This window comes from Arthrobacter sp. SO3 (genome assembly GCF_020532825.1).
GTDB lineage: Bacteria > Actinomycetota > Actinomycetes > Actinomycetales > Micrococcaceae > Arthrobacter.
Window position 1 is genome coordinate 1 of record NZ_MQTS01000116.1, and the last position, 22,578, is coordinate 22,578.

General features: G+C 68.3%; 23 protein-coding genes. 10 read left to right on the plus strand and 13 right to left on the minus strand.

Translation table 11 applies throughout. The features are described 5' to 3' along the window. Nucleotides 1–391 precede the first annotated feature (391 nt). Nucleotides 392–1,570 (minus strand): ROK family protein, encoded by a 1,179-nt coding sequence (locus tag BJQ90_RS11870; RefSeq protein ID WP_226760493.1) that lies wholly within the window; start codon nucleotides 1,568–1,570, stop codon nucleotides 392–394. Nucleotides 1,571–1,677: 107 nt separating this feature from the next. On the opposite strand from BJQ90_RS11870, the gene BJQ90_RS11875 reads away from it, so the two are divergent. The 5 genes from BJQ90_RS11875 to BJQ90_RS11895 all read left to right on the plus strand — a co-directional run bounded on the left by BJQ90_RS11875 (nucleotide 1,678) and on the right by BJQ90_RS11895 (nucleotide 6,666). Further along, nucleotides 1,678–3,384, plus strand: a complete 1,707-nt coding sequence (locus tag BJQ90_RS11875; RefSeq protein ID WP_226760458.1) for a glycoside hydrolase family 13 protein — start codon at nucleotides 1,678–1,680, stop codon at nucleotides 3,382–3,384. Continuing rightward, nucleotides 3,381–4,367, plus strand: a complete 987-nt coding sequence (locus tag BJQ90_RS11880; protein ID WP_226760459.1) for an aldo/keto reductase — start codon at nucleotides 3,381–3,383, stop codon at nucleotides 4,365–4,367. Before BJQ90_RS11875 ends, BJQ90_RS11880 begins: the two co-directional genes overlap by 4 nt. A gap of 80 nt (nucleotides 4,368–4,447) precedes the next feature. Next, on the plus strand, nucleotides 4,448–5,311 hold the full coding sequence (locus BJQ90_RS11885; protein WP_226760460.1) for an HpcH/HpaI aldolase/citrate lyase family protein: 864 nt from the start codon (nucleotides 4,448–4,450) through the stop codon (nucleotides 5,309–5,311). 24 nt (nucleotides 5,312–5,335) lie between these two features. Then, a complete protein-coding gene (locus BJQ90_RS11890) occupies nucleotides 5,336–6,295 on the plus strand; it encodes a DUF2797 domain-containing protein (protein WP_226760461.1) in 960 nt (319 codons plus the stop codon). Nucleotides 6,296–6,441: 146 nt separating this feature from the next. Continuing rightward, entirely contained in the window at nucleotides 6,442–6,666 is a 225-nt protein-coding gene (locus BJQ90_RS11895) for a DUF3188 domain-containing protein (protein WP_226760462.1), read from the plus strand. Nucleotides 6,667–6,719: 53 nt separating this feature from the next. Here the strand turns inward: BJQ90_RS11895 and BJQ90_RS11900 are convergent, their stop codons facing one another. Continuing rightward, a complete protein-coding gene (locus BJQ90_RS11900; protein WP_226760463.1) occupies nucleotides 6,720–8,381 on the minus strand; it encodes a SulP family inorganic anion transporter in 1,662 nt (553 codons plus the stop codon). Then, nucleotides 8,378–8,755, minus strand: coding sequence for an ArsR/SmtB family transcription factor (locus BJQ90_RS11905; protein WP_226760464.1), 378 nt, complete (start codon nucleotides 8,753–8,755; stop codon nucleotides 8,378–8,380). The genes BJQ90_RS11900 and BJQ90_RS11905 overlap by 4 nt, the downstream gene beginning before the upstream one ends. 168 nt (nucleotides 8,756–8,923) lie before the next feature. On the opposite strand from BJQ90_RS11905, the gene BJQ90_RS11910 reads away from it, so the two are divergent. Genes BJQ90_RS11910 through BJQ90_RS11925 form a run of 4 tightly spaced genes read left to right on the plus strand, consistent with a single transcriptional unit; the run spans nucleotide 8,924 to nucleotide 12,250 of the window. Further along, complete coding sequence (locus tag BJQ90_RS11910) at nucleotides 8,924–9,397, plus strand: MaoC family dehydratase N-terminal domain-containing protein (RefSeq protein WP_226760465.1); 474 nt, start codon at nucleotides 8,924–8,926, stop codon at nucleotides 9,395–9,397. Nucleotides 9,398–9,399: 2 nt separating this feature from the next. Beyond that, on the plus strand, nucleotides 9,400–9,837 hold the full coding sequence (locus tag BJQ90_RS11915) for a MaoC family dehydratase (RefSeq protein WP_226760466.1): 438 nt from the start codon (nucleotides 9,400–9,402) through the stop codon (nucleotides 9,835–9,837). A 15-nt stretch (nucleotides 9,838–9,852) separates the two neighbouring features. Continuing rightward, complete coding sequence (locus BJQ90_RS11920) at nucleotides 9,853–11,130, plus strand: MFS transporter (protein WP_226760467.1); 1,278 nt, start codon at nucleotides 9,853–9,855, stop codon at nucleotides 11,128–11,130. Between the two features lie 52 nt (nucleotides 11,131–11,182). Then, nucleotides 11,183–12,250 carry a UDP-N-acetylmuramate dehydrogenase gene (locus BJQ90_RS11925; RefSeq protein WP_226760468.1) on the plus strand — a complete coding sequence of 356 codons (1,068 nt, stop codon included), beginning with the start codon at nucleotides 11,183–11,185 and terminating at the stop codon, nucleotides 12,248–12,250. A gap of 12 nt (nucleotides 12,251–12,262) precedes the next feature. Here the strand turns inward: BJQ90_RS11925 and BJQ90_RS11930 are convergent, their stop codons facing one another. Continuing rightward, on the minus strand, nucleotides 12,263–12,742 hold the full coding sequence (locus BJQ90_RS11930) for a hypothetical protein (protein WP_226760469.1): 480 nt from the start codon (nucleotides 12,740–12,742) through the stop codon (nucleotides 12,263–12,265). Nucleotides 12,743–12,811: 69 nt separating this feature from the next. Here BJQ90_RS11930 and BJQ90_RS11935 point away from each other — a divergent pair, with 69 nt between their 5' ends. Then, on the plus strand, nucleotides 12,812–13,918 hold the full coding sequence (locus BJQ90_RS11935) for a winged helix DNA-binding domain-containing protein (RefSeq protein ID WP_226760470.1): 1,107 nt from the start codon (nucleotides 12,812–12,814) through the stop codon (nucleotides 13,916–13,918). A gap of 38 nt (nucleotides 13,919–13,956) precedes the next feature. On the opposite strand, the gene asd is transcribed toward BJQ90_RS11935, so the two are convergent. From asd to BJQ90_RS11980, 9 genes are all read right to left on the minus strand, one after another. Further along, nucleotides 13,957–15,099, minus strand: a complete 1,143-nt coding sequence (asd, locus tag BJQ90_RS11940; protein WP_226760471.1) for an aspartate-semialdehyde dehydrogenase — start codon at nucleotides 15,097–15,099, stop codon at nucleotides 13,957–13,959. Nucleotides 15,100–15,339: 240 nt separating this feature from the next. Continuing rightward, a complete protein-coding gene (locus BJQ90_RS11945) occupies nucleotides 15,340–15,744 on the minus strand; it encodes a hypothetical protein (protein ID WP_226760472.1) in 405 nt (134 codons plus the stop codon). Then, nucleotides 15,741–16,385 carry a hypothetical protein gene (locus BJQ90_RS11950; RefSeq protein ID WP_226760473.1) on the minus strand — a complete coding sequence of 215 codons (645 nt, stop codon included), beginning with the start codon at nucleotides 16,383–16,385 and terminating at the stop codon, nucleotides 15,741–15,743. Before BJQ90_RS11950 ends, BJQ90_RS11945 begins: the two co-directional genes overlap by 4 nt. Nucleotides 16,386–16,406: 21 nt before the next feature. Then, entirely contained in the window at nucleotides 16,407–17,429 is a 1,023-nt protein-coding gene (locus tag BJQ90_RS11955; RefSeq protein WP_226760474.1) for a WXG100 family type VII secretion target, read from the minus strand. A 150-nt stretch (nucleotides 17,430–17,579) separates the two neighbouring features. Next, nucleotides 17,580–17,798, minus strand: coding sequence for an NF038396 family protein (locus BJQ90_RS11960; protein ID WP_226760475.1), 219 nt, complete (start codon nucleotides 17,796–17,798; stop codon nucleotides 17,580–17,582). A 4-nt stretch (nucleotides 17,799–17,802) separates the two neighbouring features. Continuing rightward, nucleotides 17,803–18,390: a dihydrofolate reductase gene (locus tag BJQ90_RS11965; RefSeq protein ID WP_226760476.1), complete on the minus strand. Its 588-nt coding sequence runs from the start codon at nucleotides 18,388–18,390 to the stop codon at nucleotides 17,803–17,805. Next, nucleotides 18,387–19,190, minus strand: a complete 804-nt coding sequence (locus BJQ90_RS11970) for a thymidylate synthase (RefSeq protein WP_226760477.1) — start codon at nucleotides 19,188–19,190, stop codon at nucleotides 18,387–18,389. The genes BJQ90_RS11965 and BJQ90_RS11970 overlap by 4 nt, the downstream gene beginning before the upstream one ends. Before the next feature lie 75 nt (nucleotides 19,191–19,265). Continuing rightward, complete coding sequence (locus tag BJQ90_RS11975; protein ID WP_226760478.1) at nucleotides 19,266–20,243, minus strand: NUDIX hydrolase; 978 nt, start codon at nucleotides 20,241–20,243, stop codon at nucleotides 19,266–19,268. 11 nt (nucleotides 20,244–20,254) lie between these two features. Continuing rightward, nucleotides 20,255–22,519 carry an RNA degradosome polyphosphate kinase gene (locus BJQ90_RS11980; protein WP_226760479.1) on the minus strand — a complete coding sequence of 755 codons (2,265 nt, stop codon included), beginning with the start codon at nucleotides 22,517–22,519 and terminating at the stop codon, nucleotides 20,255–20,257. Nucleotides 22,520–22,578: the final 59 nt, after the last annotated feature.

Genomic DNA, 22,578 nt, shown 5'->3' on the forward strand with positions numbered 1-22,578 from the left:
GGTCGTGGGGGAGCCGGCTGCCGTCGGCGTCGCTGTGGCCGTGGGTGCGGGCGAGGCCGTCGAGGTGGGGGCTGGGGCCGTTTCGGCGAGGGCGGGCGAGAGCGTCACGGCAGTGAGCGAGGCGAGAGTAACGACAAACGCTGTGACAAGCGCTGTCGTCTTCCGTATTAAGTTCACGTTTTGTCTTTCATGAGACCGCCTTTCCGCTGAAGGCTCAGCGGAAAGGCCGGGGAGACCGGGAAGTGAGGTCAGTCTACGGACGGCGCGCCGTCAGACCCGGCAATCTGCAAAAAACCTTCGCCTTAGGTAGCAAATCGTTGCAGAATCTTGAGCAAAGCCTGCGCGCCCCTACCGACCAGCCCCTACCGACCAGCCCCGCCGAATGCCGGCCCTACCGCCCGAGCTCCAGCTCCAGGGCGTTCGCCTCGACGTAGTCCAAGGCGTGCCGGATGGCGCCAACGGTGACGATCGCGTCGCCCAGCGGCGAGACCGTCACCCGCGGTGGCGTCGCCGTGAAACGGGGGAGCAGGGCAGTGATGCCGGGCAGCAGCGCCCCTGCCGATTCCGCCACAGCGCCGCCGATCACCACCTGTTCCGGGTTGATGAAGCTCGACACGGAGGCGATGACCCGTGCCATCCGCTCCGAGAGGCGGTCGAGGATGGCCAGCGCTGCGGGGTCCCCGGCGGCGGCATCTTCGAAGACGCGCCGGGCGCTGGCCTCGCCACCGGCGGCAGGTCCGCCGCCGGCCGCGGACCACTGCCTGGCCAGGGTGGCGATGCCGTCGCTGGAGCCCACGCCCTGCACCAGGTCCAGGTACCCCATTTCCCCGGCAGCGCCGCCGCGGCCGTGCAGCAGCCGGCCGGACTCCATCACCCCGGCGCCCAGCCGTTCACCGGCCAGCAGCACCACGAGGTCATCGACGCCGGCGCCGGAACCGCGCCAGCGTTCGCCCAGGGCGGCCAGGTTCGCGTCGTTCTCCAGCAGCACCGTCCAGCCGTGCAGCTCCTTCAGCGCCGAGCGGAGCCCGACGTCGAACAGGCTCCAGAAGTGCTGGCTGGCCAGCACGTTCCCGTCACGGTCCACGGGCGCGGCGATGCCGGCCCCCACGGCGAGGACACTTGCGGGGCCGGTCCCGGCTGCGGCCAGCGCCCGGCGGCAGGCACGGTCGACGACGTCGATCCGCTCCTCCGCGGGGATGTCGGCGGCCCGGAAGCTTTCGCTGGACCGTCCGAGGACGGTGCCGCGGAGGTCCGCGACGGCGGCGGTGGTGGTGGCCGCGCCGATGTCCAGGCCGAGGACGAATCCTGCCCGCGAGTTCAGCTCGAAGCGCCGGGCCGGGCGTCCCTTGCGCGGGCTGCCGGGCTGGTCCTCATCGCGGGCGTCGAGCTCGCGGATCCAGCCGCGACGGATCAGGTCTTCACAGACGGCGATGACGGATGCCCGGGTCAGTCCGGTCCGGGCCATCAGCTCAGTGCCGGTGGCCACCTCCGTGGCTCGGATGACGCCAAGTACCGACTGGGCGTTCACCCGGCGCAGCAGCTGGGGAGTGGCGGCGGCGGCGTGCGGCATCGGAATATTGACCTCCCCGTCGGTCCGGACCCATAATTGTTCAGGCAATATATTTAGCTTGTATCTAAAATACCAGAAACCAGTTCCGAACCCCGGAGGATCACCCCTTGTCCAACACCGCCACGCTGGCAACCCTGTCCGGTTCCGATCTCGCCGCCGATCCCAACTGGTGGCGCCAGGCCTCTGTGTACCAGATCTACCCGCGCAGCTTCTACGACTCCAACGGTGACGGCCTCGGCGACATCCAGGGCATCACGGCCAAGGTCCCGTACCTGAAGTCACTCGGGATCGACGCCGTCTGGCTCAGTCCCTTCTACCCCTCGGCCCTCGCCGACGGCGGCTACGACGTCGACGACTACCGCGATGTGGACCCCAAGCTCGGAACGCTGGCGGACTTCGATGAGATGTCCGCCGCCCTGCACGCCGCCGGCATCAAGCTGATCGCCGACATCGTGCCGAACCACTCCTCGAACCGGCACGTGTGGTTCCAGGAGGCGCTTGCGTCCCCCCGCGGTTCCGACGCCCGCGAACGGTACATCTTCCGGGACGGCAAGGGCGAAAACGGCGAGATCCCGCCCTCGGACTGGGAGTCCGTCTTTGGCGGCCCGGCCTGGGAGCGCATCACCGAGCCGGACGGCACCCCCGGCCAGTGGTACATGCACATCTTCGCCAAGGAACAGCCGGACCTGAACTGGTCCAGCCGCGAAATCCGCGACGATTTCCTCAAGACCCTGCGCTTCTGGTCCGACCGCGGCGTGGACGGCTTCCGCGTCGACGTGGCGCACGCCCTCACCAAGGACCTCACTGAGCCGCTGCTGTCCAAGGTGGAGCTGAGCGAGGCCAACAGCGGCACCGACGGCTTCGACGACGGCTCGCACCCGTTCTGGGACCGCGACGAGGTCCACGAGATCTACGTCGAATGGCGCGAGGTCTTCAACGAATACACCCCGCCGCGCACCGCCGTCGCGGAAGCGTGGGTCCATGCCAGCCGCCGCGGCCGCTACGCGAGCCCGCAGGGCCTGGGCCAGGCCTTCAACTTCGACCTGCTGCAGGCGGACTTCGACGCCGAGGAATTCCGCGAAATCATCACCCGTAACCTCGCCGAGGCCACCGAGTCCGGCGCCTCCTCCACCTGGGTGTTCTCCAACCACGACGTCGTCCGCCACGCCACGCGCTACGGCCTGCCCCAGGGCGGCGGCCGGCATGCCAAGGGCCAGGACGGCAAGGGCTGGCTGCTGGCCGGCGCACCGGACGAGGAGCTCGACGTCGAGCTCGGGCTGCGCCGTGCCCGCGCGGCCACCCAGCTGATGCTGGCGCTGCCGGGCTCCGCGTACCTCTACCAGGGCGAGGAGCTCGGCCTCCAGGAGGTCGCGGACATCCCCGACGCCGACCGCCAGGACCCGACGTTCTTCCGCAACAAGGGCGTCGAAATCGGCCGGGACGGCTGCCGCGTCCCGCTGCCCTGGACCGCCGAGGGCACCTCCTTCGGGTTCGGCGACGGCGCGGCGCACCTGCCGCAGCCGGCCTGGTTCAGCCGCTACGCCGTCGCGGCCGAGGAGGGAGTCGAGGGTTCCACCCTGGAGTTCTACCGCCGGGCGCTGAAGCTGCGCCGCGAACTGCAGACCTCCGAAGAACTGCAATGGCACCCCACCGCGAGCCCGGCAGTGCTGCACTTCAGCCGCCGGGGTGGCTGTCAGACCGTGACCAACTTCGGTGCCGAGCCGGTAGAGCTCCCCGCCGGAGAGGTGCTGCTCAGCAGTGCACCGCTCGAGAAGAACCTCCTGCCGGGCAGCACCACCGTCTGGCTGCGGTGAACCGGCCGGAGGCCGGCGGGCCGGCCGTACAGCCGGTCCCGGGCCAGGAGCTGATTTATGGCTGCATGGGCCTGGGCGGCAGCTGGTCCCCGGAGCCGTACTCGTCCGCGCAGGTGGACGAGGCGGCTGCCGCCGTCGACGCCGCCCTTGAGTCCGGCATTACCCTGTTCGACCATGCCGACATCTACCGTGGCGGCAAGTCCGAGGCGGTCTTCGGCGAGGTGCTGGCGCGGACTCCGGGTCTGCGCGAACGCATCCGGCTGCAGACCAAGGTCGGCATCCGGCTCAACGAACAGGGCCTGGAGACGTATTACGACCTGAGCGGGGATGCCATCCTGGCAAGGGTCAACGAAAGCCTAGCCCGGCTCCGCACAAACTACGTGGACGTCCTGATGCTCCACCGCCCCGATCCGCTGCTGGACCCCGCTGAGGTTGCCTCCGCCGTCGGGCAGCTGATGGCGGAGGGCAAGGTCCGGGCGCTGGGGGTGTCCAACATGTCCGGGCCGCAGATCGAGGTGCTCCAGGACCGGCTCGGGACGCCGGTGGTCGCCAACCAGCTGGAGATGAGCCTGTCCCGGCGCGCCTGGCTGGAGAGCACGGTGCTCGTCAACCATGCCGAGGGAACGGACTACAGCTTCCCGCACGGCACGGTGGAGCACTGTGTCCGGCACGGGATCACCCTGCAGGCCTACGGTTCCCTGGCGCGGGGCCTCTACACCGGGGCACCGGCCGCGGCGCCGTCGGCCGCTGAGGAGGCGACCGCCGCCCTGGTGGCGCAGCTGGCCGCGGAGAAGAAGACGACCGGGGAGGCGGTCCTGCTGGGCTGGCTGATGAAACACCCGGCCCGAATCGCGCCCGTGATCGGCACCGCCAACCCGGACCGTATCCGCGCCTGCGCCGGCGCGGCAGAGGTCGCCGCGGGCATGACCCGGGCCCAGTGGTACCGGCTCTGGGTCACGGCGCGCGGCAGCAACATCCCCTAGCAGAGATTTTGGTCGTATTGGTCGCCCCCAAGAGCCGGAATACTTCGCGGGGGACACCCCTGAACGGATAGCGTAGATACATGACTTCCACCACCACCGCCGGGACCGTCCGGCCCCAACGCAACATCCCAGCCGAAATCGCCCGCTCCTGGCTGCTTGTCAACGCCATGAAACCGGAGCTCTTCGACCAGTCGGCCGCGTCCCGCGCGGACGCCGTCATCCTGGATATCGAGGACGCGGTGGACCCCTCGCAGAAGGATGCCGCCCGCGCCAACGTCGTGGACTGGCTGACCGCCGGCGGCAGCGCCTGGGTCCGGATCAACGACGCCACCAGCCCGTTTTGGGCCGATGACCTCGCCGGACTCCGCGGCACCCCGGGCCTGCTGGGCGTGATGCTGGCCAAGACCGAGTCCGCGGACCAGGTCACCGAGAGCTTCCACCGGATGGACGGCAAGACGCCGGTCATCGCGCTCGTTGAGTCCGCCGTGGGCATCGAGGAAGCCAACAACATCGCCAAGGCCCAGGGCGCGTTCCGGCTGGCCTTCGGCTCGGGCGACTTCCGCCGCGACACCGGCATGGCGGCCACCCCCGAGGCCATGGCGTACCCGCGGGCCAAGCTCGTCGTCGCCAGCCGCGTCGGGAACCTGCCGGGCCCCATCGACGGACCCACCGTCGGCACCAACCACCCGATTCTGCGCGAGCAGACCGGCATCACCGTGATGATGGGCATGACCGGCAAGCTCTGCCTGGCGATCGACCAGACCCCGGTCATCAACGAGGTCATCAGCCCGACGCCGTCCGACGTCGCCTGGGCCACGGACTTCATGGCCGATTTCGAGGCCAGCGGCCGTGTCATCCGCGACGGCTCCGACCTTCCCCGCCTGGGCCGCGCCGAGAAGATCATGAAACTCGCGGTAGCCTTCGGGGTGCAGCCGGCCCTCTAGCCGGCCCCGAACCAAGGAGACCCCGTGACCGATACCCGCTATCTGGTCCACGGGGTCTTTTGGGATGCCGCACCGGCCTCGCCGGCCGCACCGGGCGGATCGACGGACCCCGACGGCGGCCGCCCGGCGCTGCGCCTGCAGGACCCTGACGGCGGCTTCACCGAACTTCCGCTCGACGCCGGGACCCGGCTGGGCCTCCGGCTCGCCGTCGACGGGAAGCACTGCCTCGGGCACCAGAAGGTGCACGGGCCTGCCGACCGCACCCACGTCCCTTGCCCGGCACGGGCACAGGCCGTGAAGGGCAGCCAGTGCGAGCGGTGCTTGGTGGTGGACGATTCGCGGCTCATCCACGGCTTCCACCGCGGCGGGCATGTGCCGCCCGGGCTGCGGGCCTACCTGATGCAGCCGCACTGGCTCTACATCGCCACCTTCGCCAACGGCGCCAGCAAGGTGGGCACTGCCGCGGACCTGCGGAAATGGAGGAGGCTCGCCGAACAGGGCGCCGTCGTCGCCCGTTACGTCGCACGGGCCGCCGACGGCCGCGTCGTCAGGATCCTCGAGGACCTGGTGACCCGCGACGCCGGTGTTCCCCAGCAGATCCGCTCGGCCGCCAAGGCCGCGGCCCTGACCGGGCCGGCGCCCCCCGACGAACTGGACGCCCGGAACAGCCGGCTGGCCTGCGGCGTCCGCGAGCTGCTGGCCGGCGCCGGGGGCGGCGGCTTCGAGGTCCTGGACGAGCAGTGGCTGCGGCCGGGGCTGTCGGACGCGGCTTGCGCACCGGCTGTCCGGCACGCCTATCCGCATGAGCTCAGCTCGGGCGCCCACGGGTTCCGGATCGACTCGCTGAGCGGGAGCGTCGCGCTGGCACGGCTCGACGGCGCCGACCTCGAGTTCGTCGTTAACCTCGCCCAGCTGAAGGCGCGGACCGTCGAACTCGGCGACTACGGAAGCGATATCCCGGCAGTCCAGGAAGCCCTGTTCTGACGCTGAAGCTGCTTCTGACGCTGAAGCTGCCCCTCGACGCGGGAAATACCGGACGCGCCCGTATTCCCGCGTCGCCGGGCATTCCGAGTGGCGCCAAGAAATTTGCGGCTCGCGGCGTTGCCGGCGGTCCCCAGTAGACTGGCACGGTGCTGAAAGAATTCTGGGAATCCGCGTCAACCACTTACAAGGCGCTGGTTTTCAGCGCGATGGGGCTGCTCGCCGTCGGCATCACCCTGAACCTCGTGGGGAACACCTCCGGCAACCAGGACCTCGCGGTCGCCTCCCTCGGCGTGATCGGCCTGGGCCTGATCCTGCACATCGCCGGGATTGTGGTCCGCGGCCAGACGATCCGGAAGAACCTCAAGCGTTAGCTGCGGCGTTCCGGAAGAACCTCAAGCGTTAGCTGCGGCGATCCGGAAGAACCTCAAACGTTAGCGGCGGCGTTCCGGAGCACGTGGCTGCGGGCGTGCTCCACCGCCTCGGGCAGGGATGAGAACAGGTGCTTGTGGTGCCGCAGCGACCGGATCACCCCGACGTTGGTCACCAGCTCGAGGTGCTCCGGCTGGACGCCTTTCAGCAGGACCGTCACGCCGCGCAGCTCCAGCGCCGAGATGACCTCCACCAGCGTGTGGGCCCCGGTGGCGTCCAGCATCCGCACCTGTGATAGCCGGATGATGGCCACCTGGATGTCCTTGACCTGGCTGATTTCCTGCAGGACGCGTTCCGCGGCGCCGAAGAACATGGCCCCGTCGAGGCGGAAGATCGCGATGTGCTCGTCCCCCTCCTTGTGCGGTCCGGGCACGTCCTCGCGTTTCACCCCGCTGAGCGAGGCAAACTTGCGCAGCGTAAAGAGGGCCGCGGCGACAAGCCCGATCTCGATGGCCACGATCAGGTCGAAGGCCACGGTGATCAGGGCCGTCAGGACGAACACGAAGGCGTCGGCGCGGGTGGAGCGCATGATGGCGCCGACCGTGTGCCTGGACACCATGCGGACTGCCGTGACCATCAGGATCCCGGCCAGGACGGCGAGTGGGATCCTCCCGACCAGTCCGGCTGCCAGATAGATGATGGCCAGCAGCACGAGCGCGTGGACAATCGCGGACAGCCGGGTCTTGGCGCCGGAGCGGACGTTGACCGCTGTCCGGGCGATGGCGCCGGTGGCCGGCATGCCGCCGAAGAACCCTGCCGCGACGGAGGCGAGCCCCTGCCCCGTGAGTTCCCGGTCCGGGCTGTAGGCCCCGGAGGGCCTCCCGTCAGGGCCCACCATCCCGGCTGCCACCCGTGCGGAAAGCAGCGATTCGATGGCGGCCAGCATCGCGATGGACACCGCGGGCATCAGCAGCCCGCCCAGCGCTGCCGGATCGAGGGACGGCATCGACGGTGCCGACAGGGAATGCGGCAGCTCACCGATCCGGGGGATCTCCAGCTGGAGCAGCTCGGCGGCCACGGTGGCCAGCAGGACCGCGATCAGGCTCGCGGGCAGGGCCTTGTTCAGCTTCGGCAGTAGGACCATCACGGCGGCCACGCCGGCCACGACGCCGAGCGTCTGGAAAACGGCGGGGACGGTGGCCTGGGAGGCGCTCTCGATGGCGGCCAGCAGGGTGTTGTGGCCCGGTATCCCCGTGGTGCCGGTGGCCATCGGGACCTGCTGGAGGAAGATGATCGCGGCGATGCCGAGGGTGAAGCCCTCCACTACCGGCCACGGGATGAAGGCCACCGCCCGGCCCAGCCCGCTGATTCCCAGGATAATCACCAGCAGCCCCGCCATCAGGGAGACCAGGGCGATGCTGCCGACGCCATGGAGGGCGACGACCGGCGCCAGGACGACGACCATCGCGCCGGTCGGGCCGGAGACCTGCACGTGCGAGCCGCCCATGACAGCGGCCACGAGGCCGGCGACGACGGCGGTGATGAGTCCGGCTTCAGCGCCGACGCCGGAACTCACTCCGAAGGCCAGTGCCAGCGGCAGGGCCACAATCCCCACGGTGATCCCGGACAGCAGGTCCGTCTTCCAGGACGAGCGCAGGCCGTCATAGTCACGCCGGGACGGCAGGAACCGGCTGAGGTGCGCCAGGGCCGCGCTCATGAAACGGAATCCTTCAGGTGTTCGCTCGGCAGTTCCTGCGCGAGTCTGAGCCGGTCGTTGGAATCGGCCAGGCTGTCGAGGAGGAAGGTCCGGGCGATGGCCAGCAATTCGGCGATTTTCGGATGGGCCAGCCGGTAGGTCACCGTATTGGCGGAGCGGGTCGAGGTCACCACCCCGTGCCGGCGCAGGGTGGCGAGGTGCTGGGACAGGTGGGACGCTTCGAGGCCCGTCTCGGCCAGCAGATAGCTGACGGGCGCCGCATTATCCGGCGCGGCGGACAGCAGTTCGAGTACACGGATCCGCGCCGGGTGGGCGAGGGCCTTGAACAGGTTCGCCTTGATCTCGTACAAGGGGGTTTGCGCTGCCGAAATCATCGCTGCCCGTGCTTTCTGGCCCTGAGGTCCCTCGACCGGCCATGAGTTGATGGATTGATGTTTTCATCATACCGCATCCCGGAGGGCTGTTCTGAATTTCTGTCTGAATTCTATTCAGGGGACCGTCATCGGCGCAGGTGTCCGGAGGCCTGACGCTAGGCTGGAACCATGACTATCAATCCGGATCTGCAGGGGCGCAGCTACCCTGCCAAAGAGGTGTACGACGTCGGCCGCGAGAAAATCCGCGAGTTCGCCCGCGCCGTCAAGGCCACCCATCCCGCCCACTTCGAGGTGGATGCGGCGAGGGCCTTGGGCCACAGCGACCTCGTGGCGCCGCCGACCTTCGCCATCATCGTCGCGCAGCGGGCCGACGCCCAGCTGATCGAGGACCCGGACGCCGGCATCGACTTCTCCCGCGTAGTCCACGCTGACCAGCGGTTCATCCACCACCGGCCCATCATTGCCGGGGACCGGCTGGTTGCCGAACTGCACGTCGACGGCGTCCGTGCGATGGGCGGGGGAGCCATGATCACCACCCGCTCGGAAATCTTTGCCCTGGCCGCCGGTGCCACCGACGGTACCGCCCGCGAGGCCGTCACGACCGCCACCTCGTCCATCCTGGTCCGCGGAGAGGGACAGTAGACATGACACGCACACTCTCGGAACTCGCGGTCGGCCAGGACATCGGCAGCCGCAGCATCACCGTCACCCGCACTGACCTCGTCAAGTACGCCGGTGCCTCCGGCGATTTCAACCCCATCCACTGGAACGAGGCCTTCGCAACTGGCGTGGGACTGCCCGGTGTGATCGCGCACGGCATGTTCACCATGGGCTCCGCCGTCCAGCTCGTGACCGACTGGGCCGGGGACCCCGCCGCCGTCGTCGATTTCCAGACCCGCTTCACCAAGCCCGTCCCGGTGTCCGACACCACGGGGACGGCCGAGGCCGGCGCCGTGATTGAGATCAGCGGCGCCATCGGGGCGCTCGACGCCGGGGCCGGCACCGCCCGGGTGGACCTGACCGTCGTCTCCGGCGGCCAGAAAGTGCTGATGAAGGCCCAGGCCGTCGTCAGGCTGGCGTAGCCGGATGGCGATGCCGTGAACCTGCGGACCGGCCAGGCCGTGGAGGTCACGCAGTGGCGTAACGCCGTGGTGGCCGCGTACTCAGTCAGTGGCATCGCGTTCGCCACCTGGGTGTCCCGGCTCCCGGCCATCCGCGACGGACTTGACCTGACCCCTGCGAACGTCGGGCTGCTGTTGCTGTGCATGACCCTGGGCTCCTTCATCTCGGTCTCAGCGTCGGGGCTGATCGTGCTGCGCTTCGGCTCCAAGCAGACCATCCGGATCGGCAGCATCATGGTGGGCGCCGGGCTGGTCCTGGCCGGCATTGGAACCACGGTCCTGGTCAACCCCCCCGCCGTCGCCGCGGGGCTGGCCGTGATCGGCCTCGGCACGGCCAGCTGGAACACGGCCTCCAACGTCGAGGGCGCCGCGGTGGAACGCGCCGTCCGGCGGCACATCATGCCCCGGCTGCATGGATCGTTCAGCCTCGGGACCGTTGCCGGCGCCGGGGCAGGAGCCTGGGCCGCCGGGGCCGGTGTCCCCGTCTTCTGGCATTTCGCCGCGGTGGGGCTGTTCGTCGCCGGTTCCGTGGCCACCGCCGCTTCCTGGTTCCGTGCGGACATCACTCCGGTGGACGCCGGACCGGGATTCACGCCGGCCCGGCCCGATACCTTCGAGGACCCCTCCACCGGGCCCATTCCGGTCATCCTGCCGGGCACGGCTAAGCCCGAAGCCCCACTGGACAACAAACGCCAGATCGCCCTGGCCTGGCGGGACCGGCGCACGCTCCTGCTGGGCGTGCTCGTGCTGGGGCTGGCCCTCGCCGAGGGAGCCGCGGGGGACTGGGTGGCCCTGGCGCTCGCCGACGGCCACGGACAGTCCGACGCCGCGGGCGCCGCCGGGTACGGGCTCTTCGTCACGTTCATGACCGTGGGACGCTTCGCCGGCACCGTGGTCCTGGACCGCTTCGGCCGCGTCCCGGTAATGCGCTGGTGCGCGGCCCTGGCCGTGCTGGGTCTGGGCCTGTTCGTCTTCGCGCCGGCGCCGTGGGTGGCCTATGCCGCCCTCGCCGTCTGGGGACTGGGCGCCTCGCTGGGCTTCCCGGTGGGCATGTCCGCCGCCGCCGACGACCCGGCCAGGGCAGCCGCCCGGGTCTCCGTGGTCTCCACAATCGGCTATGGCGCATTCCTCTGCGGGCCGCCCCTGCTGGGCCTGCTGGCCGAGCACGTCGGCATCCTGCACTCCCTGCTGGCGGTGATGGTGATGCTGGTGGTCAGCTTCCTGCTTTCCCCGGTGGCCCGGAAAGTCAGCTGACCGGCAGGGCGCTGCTTAGGGTAGTGCGGTGTTCCCCGGCTAGGCTGGTCGGGTGACCCAGACACTGCTTTCCGCCCTGACCACGGCCGCCGTCGGCGGCCCCGCCGGCAACTTCATCGAGGCCCGCACCGAGGCGGAGATCATCGAGGCCGTCCGCTCAGCGGATGCTGCCGGTGAGTCCCTGCTGATCATCGGCGGCGGGTCCAACCTGCTGGTGTCCGACGACGGGTTTCCCGGCACCGTGCTGAAGATTGCCTCGGACGGGTTCACCGTCAACGCGGAGGACTCCTGCGGCGGCGTCGCCGTGGTGGTCCAGGCGGGCCACAACTGGGACGCCCTGGTGGAGCATGCCGTGCGGCACGCCTGGTCCGGGATCGAGGCGCTCTCCGGCATCCCGGGCTCCACGGGCGCCACCCCGGTCCAAAACGTCGGTGCCTACGGCTCGGACGTTTCCCAGACCATCGCCGCCGTGCGCACCTGGGACCGGGAACGCAACGCCGTGCAGACCTTCACCAACTCGGAACTGAAGTTCGGCTACCGGGATTCGATCCTCAAACAGACCACCGTCAACGGCTCCCCGCGCTACGTTGTGCTCACGGTCGAGTTCCAGCTGCCGCTGGGCCGGATGAGCGCCCCCATCCGGTACGCCGAGCTCGCCCGCGCCCTGGGCGTCGAGGCCGGCCGGCGGGCCTACGCCAACGATGTCCGGCGGGAGGTCCTCCGGCTCCGGGCGTCCAAGGGCATGGTGTGGGACGCAGCGGACCGGGACACCTATTCCACCGGCTCTTTCTTCACGAACCCGATCGTGCCGGCAGCCGCAGCCGCCGGGCTGCCCGACGATGCGCCGCGCTACCCGGGCGGCGCGGACGGCCTGATCAAGCTCTCGGCCGCCTGGCTGATCGACCAGGCCGGCTACGGCAAGGGGTTCGGTCTTGAGGCGGACAGCGTCTCCGGCGGCCGGGCCTCGCTGTCCACCAAGCACACCCTGGCCATCACCAACCGGGGAGCGGCCAGCGCCGCGGACCTGCTGGCGATCGCGCGCGAGGTGCGCCGCGGCGTCGTCGAACGCTTCGGGATTGAACTGCATCCGGAACCGCTGCTCATCGGCGTGGAGCTCTAGGAAAGCAGCCGGTCAGTTCCTGCCGCGGTGCGGGACCACCCTGCTGAACAGCATGAAGGTGAAGCCGGACGCGGCGGCGCCGAGGAAGAAGACCTGGCAAAACGCCACGGACTGCTCGCTGGGCCCGCTGAGGAGCAGGAAGCCGGCGAGGGCGAAGACCACCGCACCTGCCAGCAGGGCCACGGAGCCGAGCAGGAAACTCTGCACGGTGTCGGGGAGCTCCCCGGGTTCCAGGCTGTCCGGTGATGAACCGTCGTCCCGCGCGGGGGAGCGCGGCTGCACCGATGTGGCCGTGATGAAGCTGGTCACCGCCACGGCCATGGACACCACGGCCACGAGCTGCAGGGTGCTCATCACGGGCGAGAGCCGCGTTCCGCTGGCGATGGCAATGGCGAGCCCCGCGGCCATGCCGGCAGCGCTGGAAGCCCAGCCCAGCAGGGCCAGCCTTCTGCTCAGGGGCCGCAGCAGCGGCCACATCTCGCTCATGGTCATCCCTCAAGCGTAAGGAGTCCGGCTGGAAGGCGGCTGGGAACTGTCCGTCCGGCGTCCTAGCATGGGTGCATGAGAGCAACGGCGAGTCCCCGGCTCAGCCGTGCGATCCTGGGCCGGTTGCGGCTGGCCTCCCAGGGGCTGGCCGGGTCCGGATTCCGCAGCGTCGCGGAAGCGGTGCGCTGGATGACGGCGATGCAGGCGCAGGACCTGGGCGCAGCCCTTTGGGCTGTCGGACTCCGCGTGCCGGGCTCCCGTGCAGTGGACGTCCGCAGTGCCCTCAACCGGGGTGAAATAGTGCGCTCCTGGCCGATGCGCGGCACCCTGCACCTCATGGTTCCCGAAGACCTGAAGTGGATGCTGGCCATTACCTCCGACCGGCTGATCCGCGGCCTGGCCGGGCGCCACCGGGAGCTCGACATCTCCGCCGCGGACGTCGACGCCGCTGCGGGGACCGCGCTGCAGCTGGTCTCCGGCGGGGCAGCCGCCAGCCGGGCGGAGCTGTTCCAGGCCTTCGAACGGGCAGGCCAGTCCACCGCCGGCCAGCGCGGCATTCACCTGCTGGGGATCCTGTGCCAGCGGGCCTGGCTGGTGCAGGGGCCGCTGGCCGGCAACCAGCAGCTGGTGGTGGCCTTCGACGACTGGATCACCGACTCGCGGACCGTGGACCGTGCGGCGGGCATCGCCGAGTGGCTCCTGCGCTACCTGCGCAGCCACGGACCCGCCACCGAGCGTGACTTTGCCTGGTGGTCCGGCATTCCCCTGACGGAGGTCCGCGCCGCCCTGGCCGACGTGAAAGACCAGCTGGTGGAGGTCCCGTTCGAGGGGACCAGCTACTGGCTCTCCCCGGAAACGGCGGCGCTGCTCGACGAAGGCGTCCCCGCAGCACGCCTGGTGCTGGCGCTGCCCGGCTTCGATGAGTTCGTGCTTGGCTACACGGACCGGTCGCTCGTGCTGCCGCCCGAGCATGCGGACAAGATCGTGCCGGGCGGCAACGGCGTCTTCCGGAAGACGATAGTTGCCGGCGGCCAGATCGTCGGCACCTGGGACGTCACCCGCAACGGCGGGGCCGCCGTCGTCGTCCCTAAGCCCTTTGACTACGTTAACGGGCTGCGGCCTGCCGCCCAAAAGTCTTTTGAGCTGCAGGCCGCGAATTACCGGAGATTCCTCGGCACCTGAGCCAGGCGGCGGCGTCCGGCGCGGCAGCTGCTGAGGTCCTAGAGGTTGCCGGTCGCGATGTTGAGCATGCGGCGCAGCGGCTCGGCCGCACCCCACAGCAGCTGGTCGCCGACCGTGAACGCACTGATGTACTGCGGGCCCATCTCCAGCTTGCGGATGCGGCCCACCGGGATGTCCAGGGTGCCGGATGCCGCCACCGGGGTGAGCTGGGACATGGAGGCGTCCTTGGAGTTGGGCACCACCTTGGCCCACTCATTGTCCGCGTCCAGCAGCTTCTCGATCTCGGCGACGGAGAGGTCTTCGCGGAGCTTGAGAGTGAGCGCCTGGGAGTGCGAGCGCATAGCGCCGATCCGGATGCACAGGCCGTCCATGATGATGTGCTGATCGCCGGAGGTGCCGAGGATCTTGTTTGTCTCCACCCCGGCCTTCCACTCTTCCTTGGACTGGCCGTTGCCGAGGTCCGCATCGATCCAGGGGATCAGCGATCCGGCCAGCGGGACGCCGAACTGGGTGGCATCGATGTCGGTGCGCTGGTGGGCCAGGACCTTGCGGTCAATGTCCAGGATGGCCGACGCCGGGTCGTCCAGTTCCGGGCTGACCTGGGCGTTGAGCGTGCCGAACTGGCTCAGCAGTTCGCGCATGTGCCGGGCGCCGCCGCCGGAGGCAGCCTGGTAGGTCATGGAGGTGCCCCATTCGACGAGGCCGTTCTTGAACAGCCCGCCGAGGCCCATCAGCATGCAGGACACGGTGCAGTTGCCGCCGATGTAGTCCTTCACGCCGCCGGAGAGACCGGCGTCGATGACGTCGCGGTTGATCGGGTCCAGCACGATGATCGAATCGTCGTTCATCCGCAGGGTGGAAGCGGCATCGATCCAGAGGCCGTCCCAGCCGCGGCTGCGCAGCTCCCCGTGGACCTGCTTTGTGTAGTCGCCGCCCTGGGCGGTGACGATAATCGGCAGCTTCGCCAGGGCATCGACGTCGAACGCGTCCTCGAGCTTGCCGGCGTCGCCCCCGGCAGAACCGGCGACCGCAGGGGCTGCACCTCCCGCGTTGGAGGTGGAGAAAAATACCGGGTTGATGTTGGCGAAGTCGCCCTCGTCCTGCATACGCTGCATCAGGACGGAACCGACCATGCCACGCCAACCGACCAGTCCAACGGACGGAGTAGCTGCTGTAGTCATTGGGCCAGTTTAGACTTTGTTGGCTCCGGGACGCAGCCGGTTACGTCACCGCTCAATCCAACTGCCGCGGACTGGGATCCGGGGTGCCCCGTTCCCGGCGGATCCTTCGCGCCCGGAATTCGGCCAGCTCCGGCATGCCCGGCGCGGTGGCGACGATGGGTCACGAGCCGGCCCGGGCGAAACCGATCTCATCGGCGGCGTAGCTGTGCAGCCTGCCGCCGTTCCAATCGGAGCTGCGGTCTAGTCCCGGACTATTGAGCGGCGGGTGGGGTGCTGAAGCGTCTTGCCGCTGGCGCGCCGAAGGCGTACGGCCTTGCGTTCCTTGAGGTAATACGCCCAGGAGGTGGGCACCGTGAAAAGGACGATGGCAAAGCCAATGATTAATTGCACCCAGTTGGTAACCTTGTTGTCGATCAACAGCCCAACGCCGGCCACAACTACCACGCTGGAGAAGACCGAGATCAGGACGGCGAGGAACAGCAGGCCGCCAGCCGAATTGACTGGCTTGAGCGCACTTCCCACCGAGCCCTTGTAGACACCGTACTCCTCAACGGTGAGCCCCTGCTTCGCGGCTTCCAGCTCGATCTGGCGCTTATAGAAGCCCTTGCGCCGGGACGGGCGTCCGTGCTCCGGAGCGTCGCTCATGAGACGCCGTCCCCCCTGGTTTCCCGAATCCGAATGAGCAGTCCCGCGGTGTCCAGACCCGTTGTTTCGGCGACGTCCGTTGCGGGGTCGACAACTTTGGCGACCGCCCAGCCGCCGTTGTCCGGTCGGATGAGGAGGTGGTCTTCGGCGGAGATCGTCCTGACCCGGATGAACGCTGTGCCGCCGGGGTGGGTTCGGGTGTGTTCTTCGATGATGGACAGTTCGGCGTCGGCACCGTCAACCTCGGGGTCCTGGGCGAAGACGAACCACGTGCTGAGAGTCCGGGGCTGCATCAGCAGCGACACTTTGTCGGACTCCACGTGCACCACCGTATCTGTCTTCTCACCGTCGACCAGGCTGATTTCGGTCCAGCGGTCCGCCCGGGACAAGGCATAGGCAGTGGGTACGGCCGGGCCTTCCAGGTCAAGGTCGTCGTCGACGCTGGCGAAGCCGCGGCCCAGGAGAGACGAACTTCCGGCGATGCAGATCGGATCGGACTGGACTTCCTCTTCCAGCCGCAGTACCTGGGCCGACTTCCGTGCGGAGTCGGTGTCGAACCTCCGGATCAGGTAGGCGATTTCGGCAAAGCCGAAGCCGACTGCCGTATCCGGCGAGTCAGTAGGTTGGATGCTGGTTGTCACGCGGGTACCCTTCAATTGAATTTATCCGAAGCCCAGGAAGCTGGCGGCGCCCTTGCCAAGGTCGGCCAGATTCTTCCCGGTGTCTTCGACGAATTTGCCTGGGTCCTTCACCGCCGCGCCAACGGCGTCTGCGACGTCACTGGCAGCGCCGTTCACGAATTCCTTGACCGCTGGGATCTCGTAAATCGCGATGGCCGCGCTGGCCACGGCACAGACGGTGCCGGCCGGCGGGGGAAGGAAACAGGCAACGCCGAGGGCCGCCTTGGCGCCTGACCAGGCGCCGGCTTCCGGATTGCCCTCTGCAAAGTTTTTGACGGCGTCGAATCCGTTGAGGCCCACGCCGGCCCAACCCAGGCCGCGGCCGAGCCCGCCCTTGCCCAGAGCTTCAAGGACCGTGCCCTTGCCCTTGAACAGCCAGGCGCTTTCTGCGAAGACGCCACTGAACTTGTTGAAAGCCGGGACGTATTTCTGGAGATTTTTGAGCCCGATCAGGTCTGTGGCCGAATCCAGGAGATTGTAGGTCGCGCTGGTGGCGGGGAGCCTGCCCCAGGCGGCGGCGTTAGTGAACGTGCCGAAGCCCTTCGATGCCATCGTGGCCAGGCCAAACACATTCTTGGGAAGGTCGAAGGCTGTTTTCGTCATACCCCGGAAACCCCACGCGTCCCTGAACGGTGAACCTTTCGCCAGCCAGTCCGGTCCCCAGGGATTGCTGCCAGTACCGCTCCGCACGGAAATTCCGGCAATTCCGGCACTTCCGCCGCCGCCGGTGGCCGCGTTGCTGGCCTTCTCCTGCTGCTCGGCGTGGGTCAGCAGCCGCTTGGACTCGGCCTTGAGGGCATGTGCGGTCTTCTGGATCAGGGCCCGGTGGCTGCCGTTCCACTCGGAGGTGAACCGCGCGGCGTCGGCACCCTTCCAGGCGGTGTTGTTGTTGATCGCCGACGTCAGCGTCGTCGACTGCTGCAGCAGCGTCTCGGACGTCTTACCGAACTGTTGCGCGAGCGTGCGCAGCTGGGCGACGTCGGCGCCCCACAAGTTTCCTGCCATAGCGGCTCCCCCTATCCGTGCATCAGCCTAACCGGCTGGGGCCGGGATCTGGTGCATTCCGGCGTGCGTACCTAACCGGCACCAAGGTAACCGGAACCGCCGCAGCCGGCGATGGGGTGATCTCCCCATGCGCCGGTGACCGGCAGGGTGTTACTCGCCGTCGTGCTCCGTGAGCAGCGCGTGCTTCCGCTTCCGGAGGGCGAAGAACGCCCCGAAGGCAAAGGCCTGGGTGACCACCACTAGCACGATTGCGCCGAGGATCTTGTCGCCGCCCAGGATCATGGTCAGCCCCACGATCGCGGAGAGCAGTGCCAGCAGCGGCAGCAGCATATAGCCCAGGACGAAGAGGGTCTCGGATTTGGTCAGCATTCCCTTAGCCCTCCGCCCGGTGCCAGACGTTGATGCGGTAGCGGGTGCCGTTTTCCGCCGTCTGCCAGCCGTCGGCCGGCAGGCTCGCGCCCATGGTCCAGTCGTAGCCGAGGTCCGGGGCGAAGGTGTCGCCCTCCGTGGTGGTGTCGATCGTGGTGATGACGGCGACGTTGGCGAGGTCCATGGACTGCGCATAGATATTGCCGCCGCCGATGATCCAGACCATTTCGTTGCCGGAGGCGAACTGGGACTCCAGGAGGGCGTCGTCCAGGGACTTGACCGCGACGGCGCCCTCCGCGACAGCAGTCTGACCCCAGCCTTCCTGGCGGGTGATCACAATGTTCGTCCGCCCGGGCAGGGGGCGGTATTTCTCGGGAAAGGACTCCCAGGTCTTGCGGCCCATGATCACGGGGTGCCCGGTGGTGAGCCGGGTGAAGTGCACCATGTCCTCGCGAAGGCGCCACGGCATACCGCCGTCCTTGCCAATGACACCGGTGCTGGTTTGGGCCCAGACGACGCCGAGCCCGGTGAGGGCATCCAGCGTGGCGGTAAAATCAGCGGGCTGCGCGCCCGGCATTTTGTCGTTGCTCATACGGCTATCGGGGCCTTAATCGTCGGGTGGTGCTGGTATCCGACCACCTCGAAGTCATCGAGGGTGTAGTCGAAGATGGAGCCCGGCTTGCGGGTGATCTTGAGCTGCGGGTAGTCGTAGGGGGCCCGGGTGAGCTGCTTGAGGACCTGGTCCATGTGGTTGTCGTAGATGTGGACGTCGCCGCCGGTCCAGACGAATTCGCCGGGTTCCAGGCCGGTCTGCTGGGCGACCATGCAGGTCAGCAGGGCGTAGGAGGCGATGTTGAACGGCACCCCCAGGAAGGTGTCCGCGGAGCGCTGGTAGAGCTGGCACGAGAGCTTGCCGTCGGCGACGTAGAACTGGAAGAACGCGTGGCACGGCGGGAGGGCCATGTCCTTGAGCTCGGCGACGTTCCAGGCCGAGACGATGTGCCGGCGGGAATCCGGGTTGGACTTGAGGTTTTCGACGAGTTCGGCGATCTGGTCAATGTGGCCGCCGTCGGGGGTCGGCCAGGAACGCCACTGGACGCCGTAGACCGGGCCGAGTTCGCCGTCGGCGTCGGCCCATTCGTTCCAGATGGTGACACCCTGGTCCTGCATCCACTTCACGTTCGTGTCCCCGCGGAGGAACCACAGCAGTTCCACGGCGACGGACTTGAAGTGCACGCGTTTGGTGGTGATCAGGGGGAAACTCTTGCTCAGATCGAAACGCATCTGGCGGCCGAAGACGCTCAGGGTGCCCGTCCCGGTCCGGTCCGATTTGTGCGTGCCATGGTCCAGGACATCGCGCAGCAGGTCTTCATAGGGCGTTGGAATGCTCACCGTCCCAGTCTACTGAGAAGTCCGGTCCGAGCCTTATTCGTCTTGCTGGCTGGGCAGCCCGGAGGGTCAAGGACCTCAGTCGTCGAAGGGCCTGAACCGCTCCACCGCGACGACTTTGTCCTTGCTGTGGTGCGCCACATGGCACACGACGATCTCGCCGGGAGCAAGGAACGGATCGGTGGCCGGCAGCAGGGCGCGCAGCCGGGAACCCATGTGCTTTCCCAGCTGGGCGAACACGGTGGGGAGGGCAGGGCGGTGCGTGCAAAGCGCGACGGCCCGCTGCTTGTCGAAGAGGCCCTCGACAGCGGCCGCCGTCTTGTGCGGGTGGCGGCCGTGCCGGTGCTCCGTGAGGGCCTCGTTCAGCTTTACCTTCGCGTCGGACGCCTTGGCGTACGGGGCGATGGTGGCCACGCACCTGAGCCAGGGGCTGGAGACAATGCGCATAGGCTTCCACGCCTGCAGGAGCCGCCCCACTGCCTGCGCCTGCCGCATCCCCGTGGCAGCCAGGGGCCGGTCCCCTTCGGCTTTGGACCAGGAGGAGCGCGGCTTGGCCTTGGCATGGCGCACGATCACCAGCGGCCACGTTTTCAATTCGCCGCGGGCGTGGGCGGCATCCAGGTGCTCCAGCGGTGCCACGTCGCTCGGGTTGCTCAGCAGGCGGGCGGCTTTCTCCGGCGAGCACCACATGACGCTGTCCACCTCTTTGCCGTCCGGCAGGAGCGGGGCGCCGTCGACGTCGACCGCCCAGTAATGGACCACCTTCAGGCCCGCGGGGACGTGGTAGTGGATGGCGGGCAGCGGGATGCCCAGCGGCGCCTTCAGCCCGATCTCTTCTTCGACCTCGCGGGACGCGCACTCGGGCACCGTCTCGCCGGGGTCGATTTTTCCCTTCGGCCATGACCAGTCGTCATACCGCGGGCGATGGATCAGCAGGACCTCGAGCTTGTCCTTGTCGCCCGGGGCGACGCGCCACGGCAAGGCGCCCGCAGCCACCACGGCAATCTCTTCGCCGAGATGGTCTGTCTGGTCGGCAACCAGTGCATCGCTATTCAATGACAGAGCCCCTACCGCAGCCCGGCCGCGCGCTGCCGCGAGCGGGAATTGAGCAGCCACGACTGGATGTCCTCGAGTTCGTGCCCGTCGTCGGCAAGGTGGTGGCGGGTCCATTGCGCCTGGCTGTCCAGGTGCCAGCTGGCGGTGCCCGGATCCATGTAGCGGCGCAGCAGGTCCATGACGTACGTGGTGTCGTCCCCGCTGGTGAGCTGGACGAGGGCTTCCACCCGGCGGTCAAGGTTACGGTGCATCATATCCGCCGAGCCGATGTAGACCACCGGGTCCCCGCCGTTGGCGAACGCGAAGACGCGGGAGTGTTCCAGGAAACGGCCCAGCACCGAGCGGACGGTGATGTTCTCGCTGAGGCCGGGCACCCCGGGACGCAGTGAGCAGATGCCGCGGACGATGATATCCACCGGAACACCGGCCTGCGAGGCCCGGTACAGCGAATCGATAATCGCTTCGTCCACCATCGAGTTGACCTTGATCTGGACCCGGGCGGTCAGGCCCGCCCGGGCGTTCCGGATCTCGGTTTCGATCCGGTCGATGAGTCCCGACCGGACCGACCGCGGCGCCACCAGGAGCCGCTTGAAGGTCGACTTCGGCGCGTAGCCGGAGAGCTGGTTGAAAAGCTTGGACAGGTCCTCGCCCACCTGCTCATTGGCTGTGAGCAGGCCCAGGTCCTCGTAATAGCGGGCGGTGCGGGGGTGGTAGTTGCCGGTGCCGATGTGGCAGTAGCGGCGGAGACCATCGACTTCCTGGCGGACCACGAGGGAGAGTTTGCAGTGCGTCTTGAGGCCCACGATTCCGTAGACCACGTGCACGCCGGCCTGCTCCAGCTTCCGGGCCCAGGAGATGTTGGCCTGTTCGTCGAAACGCGCCTTGATCTCCACGAGGGCCAGGACCTGCTTGCCGGCTTCGGCGGCATCGATCAGGGCATCGACGATCGGCGAATCGCCCGACGTGCGGTACAGCGTCTGCTTGATGGCCTGGACCTTCGGGTCCGAGGCCGCCTGCTCCAGGAACGCCTGCACCGAGGTCGAGAAGGAGTCATAGGGGTGGTGCAGCAGGATGTCCCGCCGCCGCATGGCCGCAAAGACGTTCGCTGCCTTGGACGTTTCCGATTCGTTGAGGTACCGGGAGGTGTGGGGGACGTGCTTGGGGTAATGCAGGTCGGCCCGGTCGATTCCGGCGATGACCGAGAGGCCCCGGAGGTCCAGCGGCGCGGGGACCGAGTAGACCTCGGATTCCTCGACGCCCAGCTCGCGGATCAGCAGCGCCCGGATGTTCGGGTTGATGTCGTTCGTGACTTCGAGCCGGACCGGCGGGCCGAAACGGCGGCGCAGCAGTTCCTTTTCCAGGGCCTGCAGCAGGTTCTCGGCGTCGTCCTCCTCGACCTCGAGGTCCTCATTGCGGGTGACGCGGAAGGTGTGGTGCTCCAGCACCTCCATCCCGGCAAAGAGCTGGTCCAGGTGGACGGCGATGACTTCCTCGAGGGCGATGAAGCGGGCCACCCGGCCCGGCACCGAGCCGGCGCGCGGGCCGTCAACCGAGATCAGCCGGGGAAGCTGGTCCGGGACCTTGAGGCGGGCGAAGAGTTCCTTGTCGCTGACCGGGTTGCGGACGACGACGGCGAGGTTGAGTGAGAGTCCCGAGATGTAGGGGAAGGGGTGGGCCGGGTCCACGGCCAGGGGGGTCAGGATCGGGAAGACCTTCTCGGCGAACATGGCGCTGAGCTGGTCCTTGGCCTGGGAATCGAGTTCGTCCCAGTGCATGAGATGGATGTGCTCGTAGGCCAGCGCCGGACGGATCTGCTCGGCGTAGACGAGGGCATGGCGCTGCTGCAGACGGTGGGCCTCCTCGCCGATCTGCTCGAGGACCTGCATCGGGCTGAGCCCGGCAGGGGAGGGGACGGCCAGGCCGGTGGCGATCCGGCGCTTCAGCCCGGCGACGCGGACCATAAAGAACTCGTCCAGGTTGGACGCGAAGATGGAGAGGAAGCTGACGCGTTCCAGCAGGTGCAGGTCCGGGTCTTCGGCCAGTTCCAGCACGCGGGCGTTGAAGGAGAGCCAGCTCAGTTCACGGTCCAGGAAGCGGTCCGGGCTGAAGTCGCCCTCCGGCTCCAGGCTGGGCGCGAATTCAGGAATGTCGATGCGGTCCTGGGTGGCCCGCGAGGCGGGCACTTCGGAGGAGCCAAACCGGGCACGCGGGGGTCGCACTTTTTTGTCCGACGTAGCGGCTTCAGACGTGGCTGTCCGGGCAGATTCCCGTTGCATGGTCTCTCCTAATGCTGGCGCGATTTAGCTTCAACCTTACAAGCAATCAGCCAGCGATC

Excerpts from the sequence above, each read along its gene's own strand:
- BJQ90_RS11870 (WP_226760493.1), bottom strand. The coding sequence starts at position 1,570 with ATGCCGCACGCCGCCGCCGCCACTCCCCAGCTGCTGCGCCGGGTGAAC.
- BJQ90_RS11885 (WP_226760460.1), top strand. The coding sequence starts at position 4,448 with ATGACTTCCACCACCACCGCCGGGACCGTCCGGCCCCAACGCAACATC.
- BJQ90_RS11900 (WP_226760463.1), bottom strand. The coding sequence starts at position 8,381 with ATGAGCGCGGCCCTGGCGCACCTCAGCCGGTTCCTGCCGTCCCGGCGT.
- BJQ90_RS11905 (WP_226760464.1), bottom strand. The coding sequence starts at position 8,755 with ATGATTTCGGCAGCGCAAACCCCCTTGTACGAGATCAAGGCGAACCTG.
- BJQ90_RS11910 (WP_226760465.1), top strand. The coding sequence starts at position 8,924 with ATGACTATCAATCCGGATCTGCAGGGGCGCAGCTACCCTGCCAAAGAG.
- BJQ90_RS11915 (WP_226760466.1), top strand. The coding sequence starts at position 9,400 with ATGACACGCACACTCTCGGAACTCGCGGTCGGCCAGGACATCGGCAGC.
- BJQ90_RS11930 (WP_226760469.1), bottom strand. The coding sequence starts at position 12,742 with ATGACCATGAGCGAGATGTGGCCGCTGCTGCGGCCCCTGAGCAGAAGG.
- BJQ90_RS11935 (WP_226760470.1), top strand. The coding sequence starts at position 12,812 with ATGAGAGCAACGGCGAGTCCCCGGCTCAGCCGTGCGATCCTGGGCCGG.
- asd (WP_226760471.1), bottom strand. The coding sequence starts at position 15,099 with ATGACTACAGCAGCTACTCCGTCCGTTGGACTGGTCGGTTGGCGTGGC.
- BJQ90_RS11945 (WP_226760472.1), bottom strand. The coding sequence starts at position 15,744 with ATGAGCGACGCTCCGGAGCACGGACGCCCGTCCCGGCGCAAGGGCTTC.
- BJQ90_RS11955 (WP_226760474.1), bottom strand. The coding sequence starts at position 17,429 with ATGGCAGGAAACTTGTGGGGCGCCGACGTCGCCCAGCTGCGCACGCTC.
- BJQ90_RS11960 (WP_226760475.1), bottom strand. The coding sequence starts at position 17,798 with ATGCTGACCAAATCCGAGACCCTCTTCGTCCTGGGCTATATGCTGCTG.
- BJQ90_RS11965 (WP_226760476.1), bottom strand. The coding sequence starts at position 18,390 with ATGAGCAACGACAAAATGCCGGGCGCGCAGCCCGCTGATTTTACCGCC.
- BJQ90_RS11980 (WP_226760479.1), bottom strand. The coding sequence starts at position 22,519 with ATGCAACGGGAATCTGCCCGGACAGCCACGTCTGAAGCCGCTACGTCG.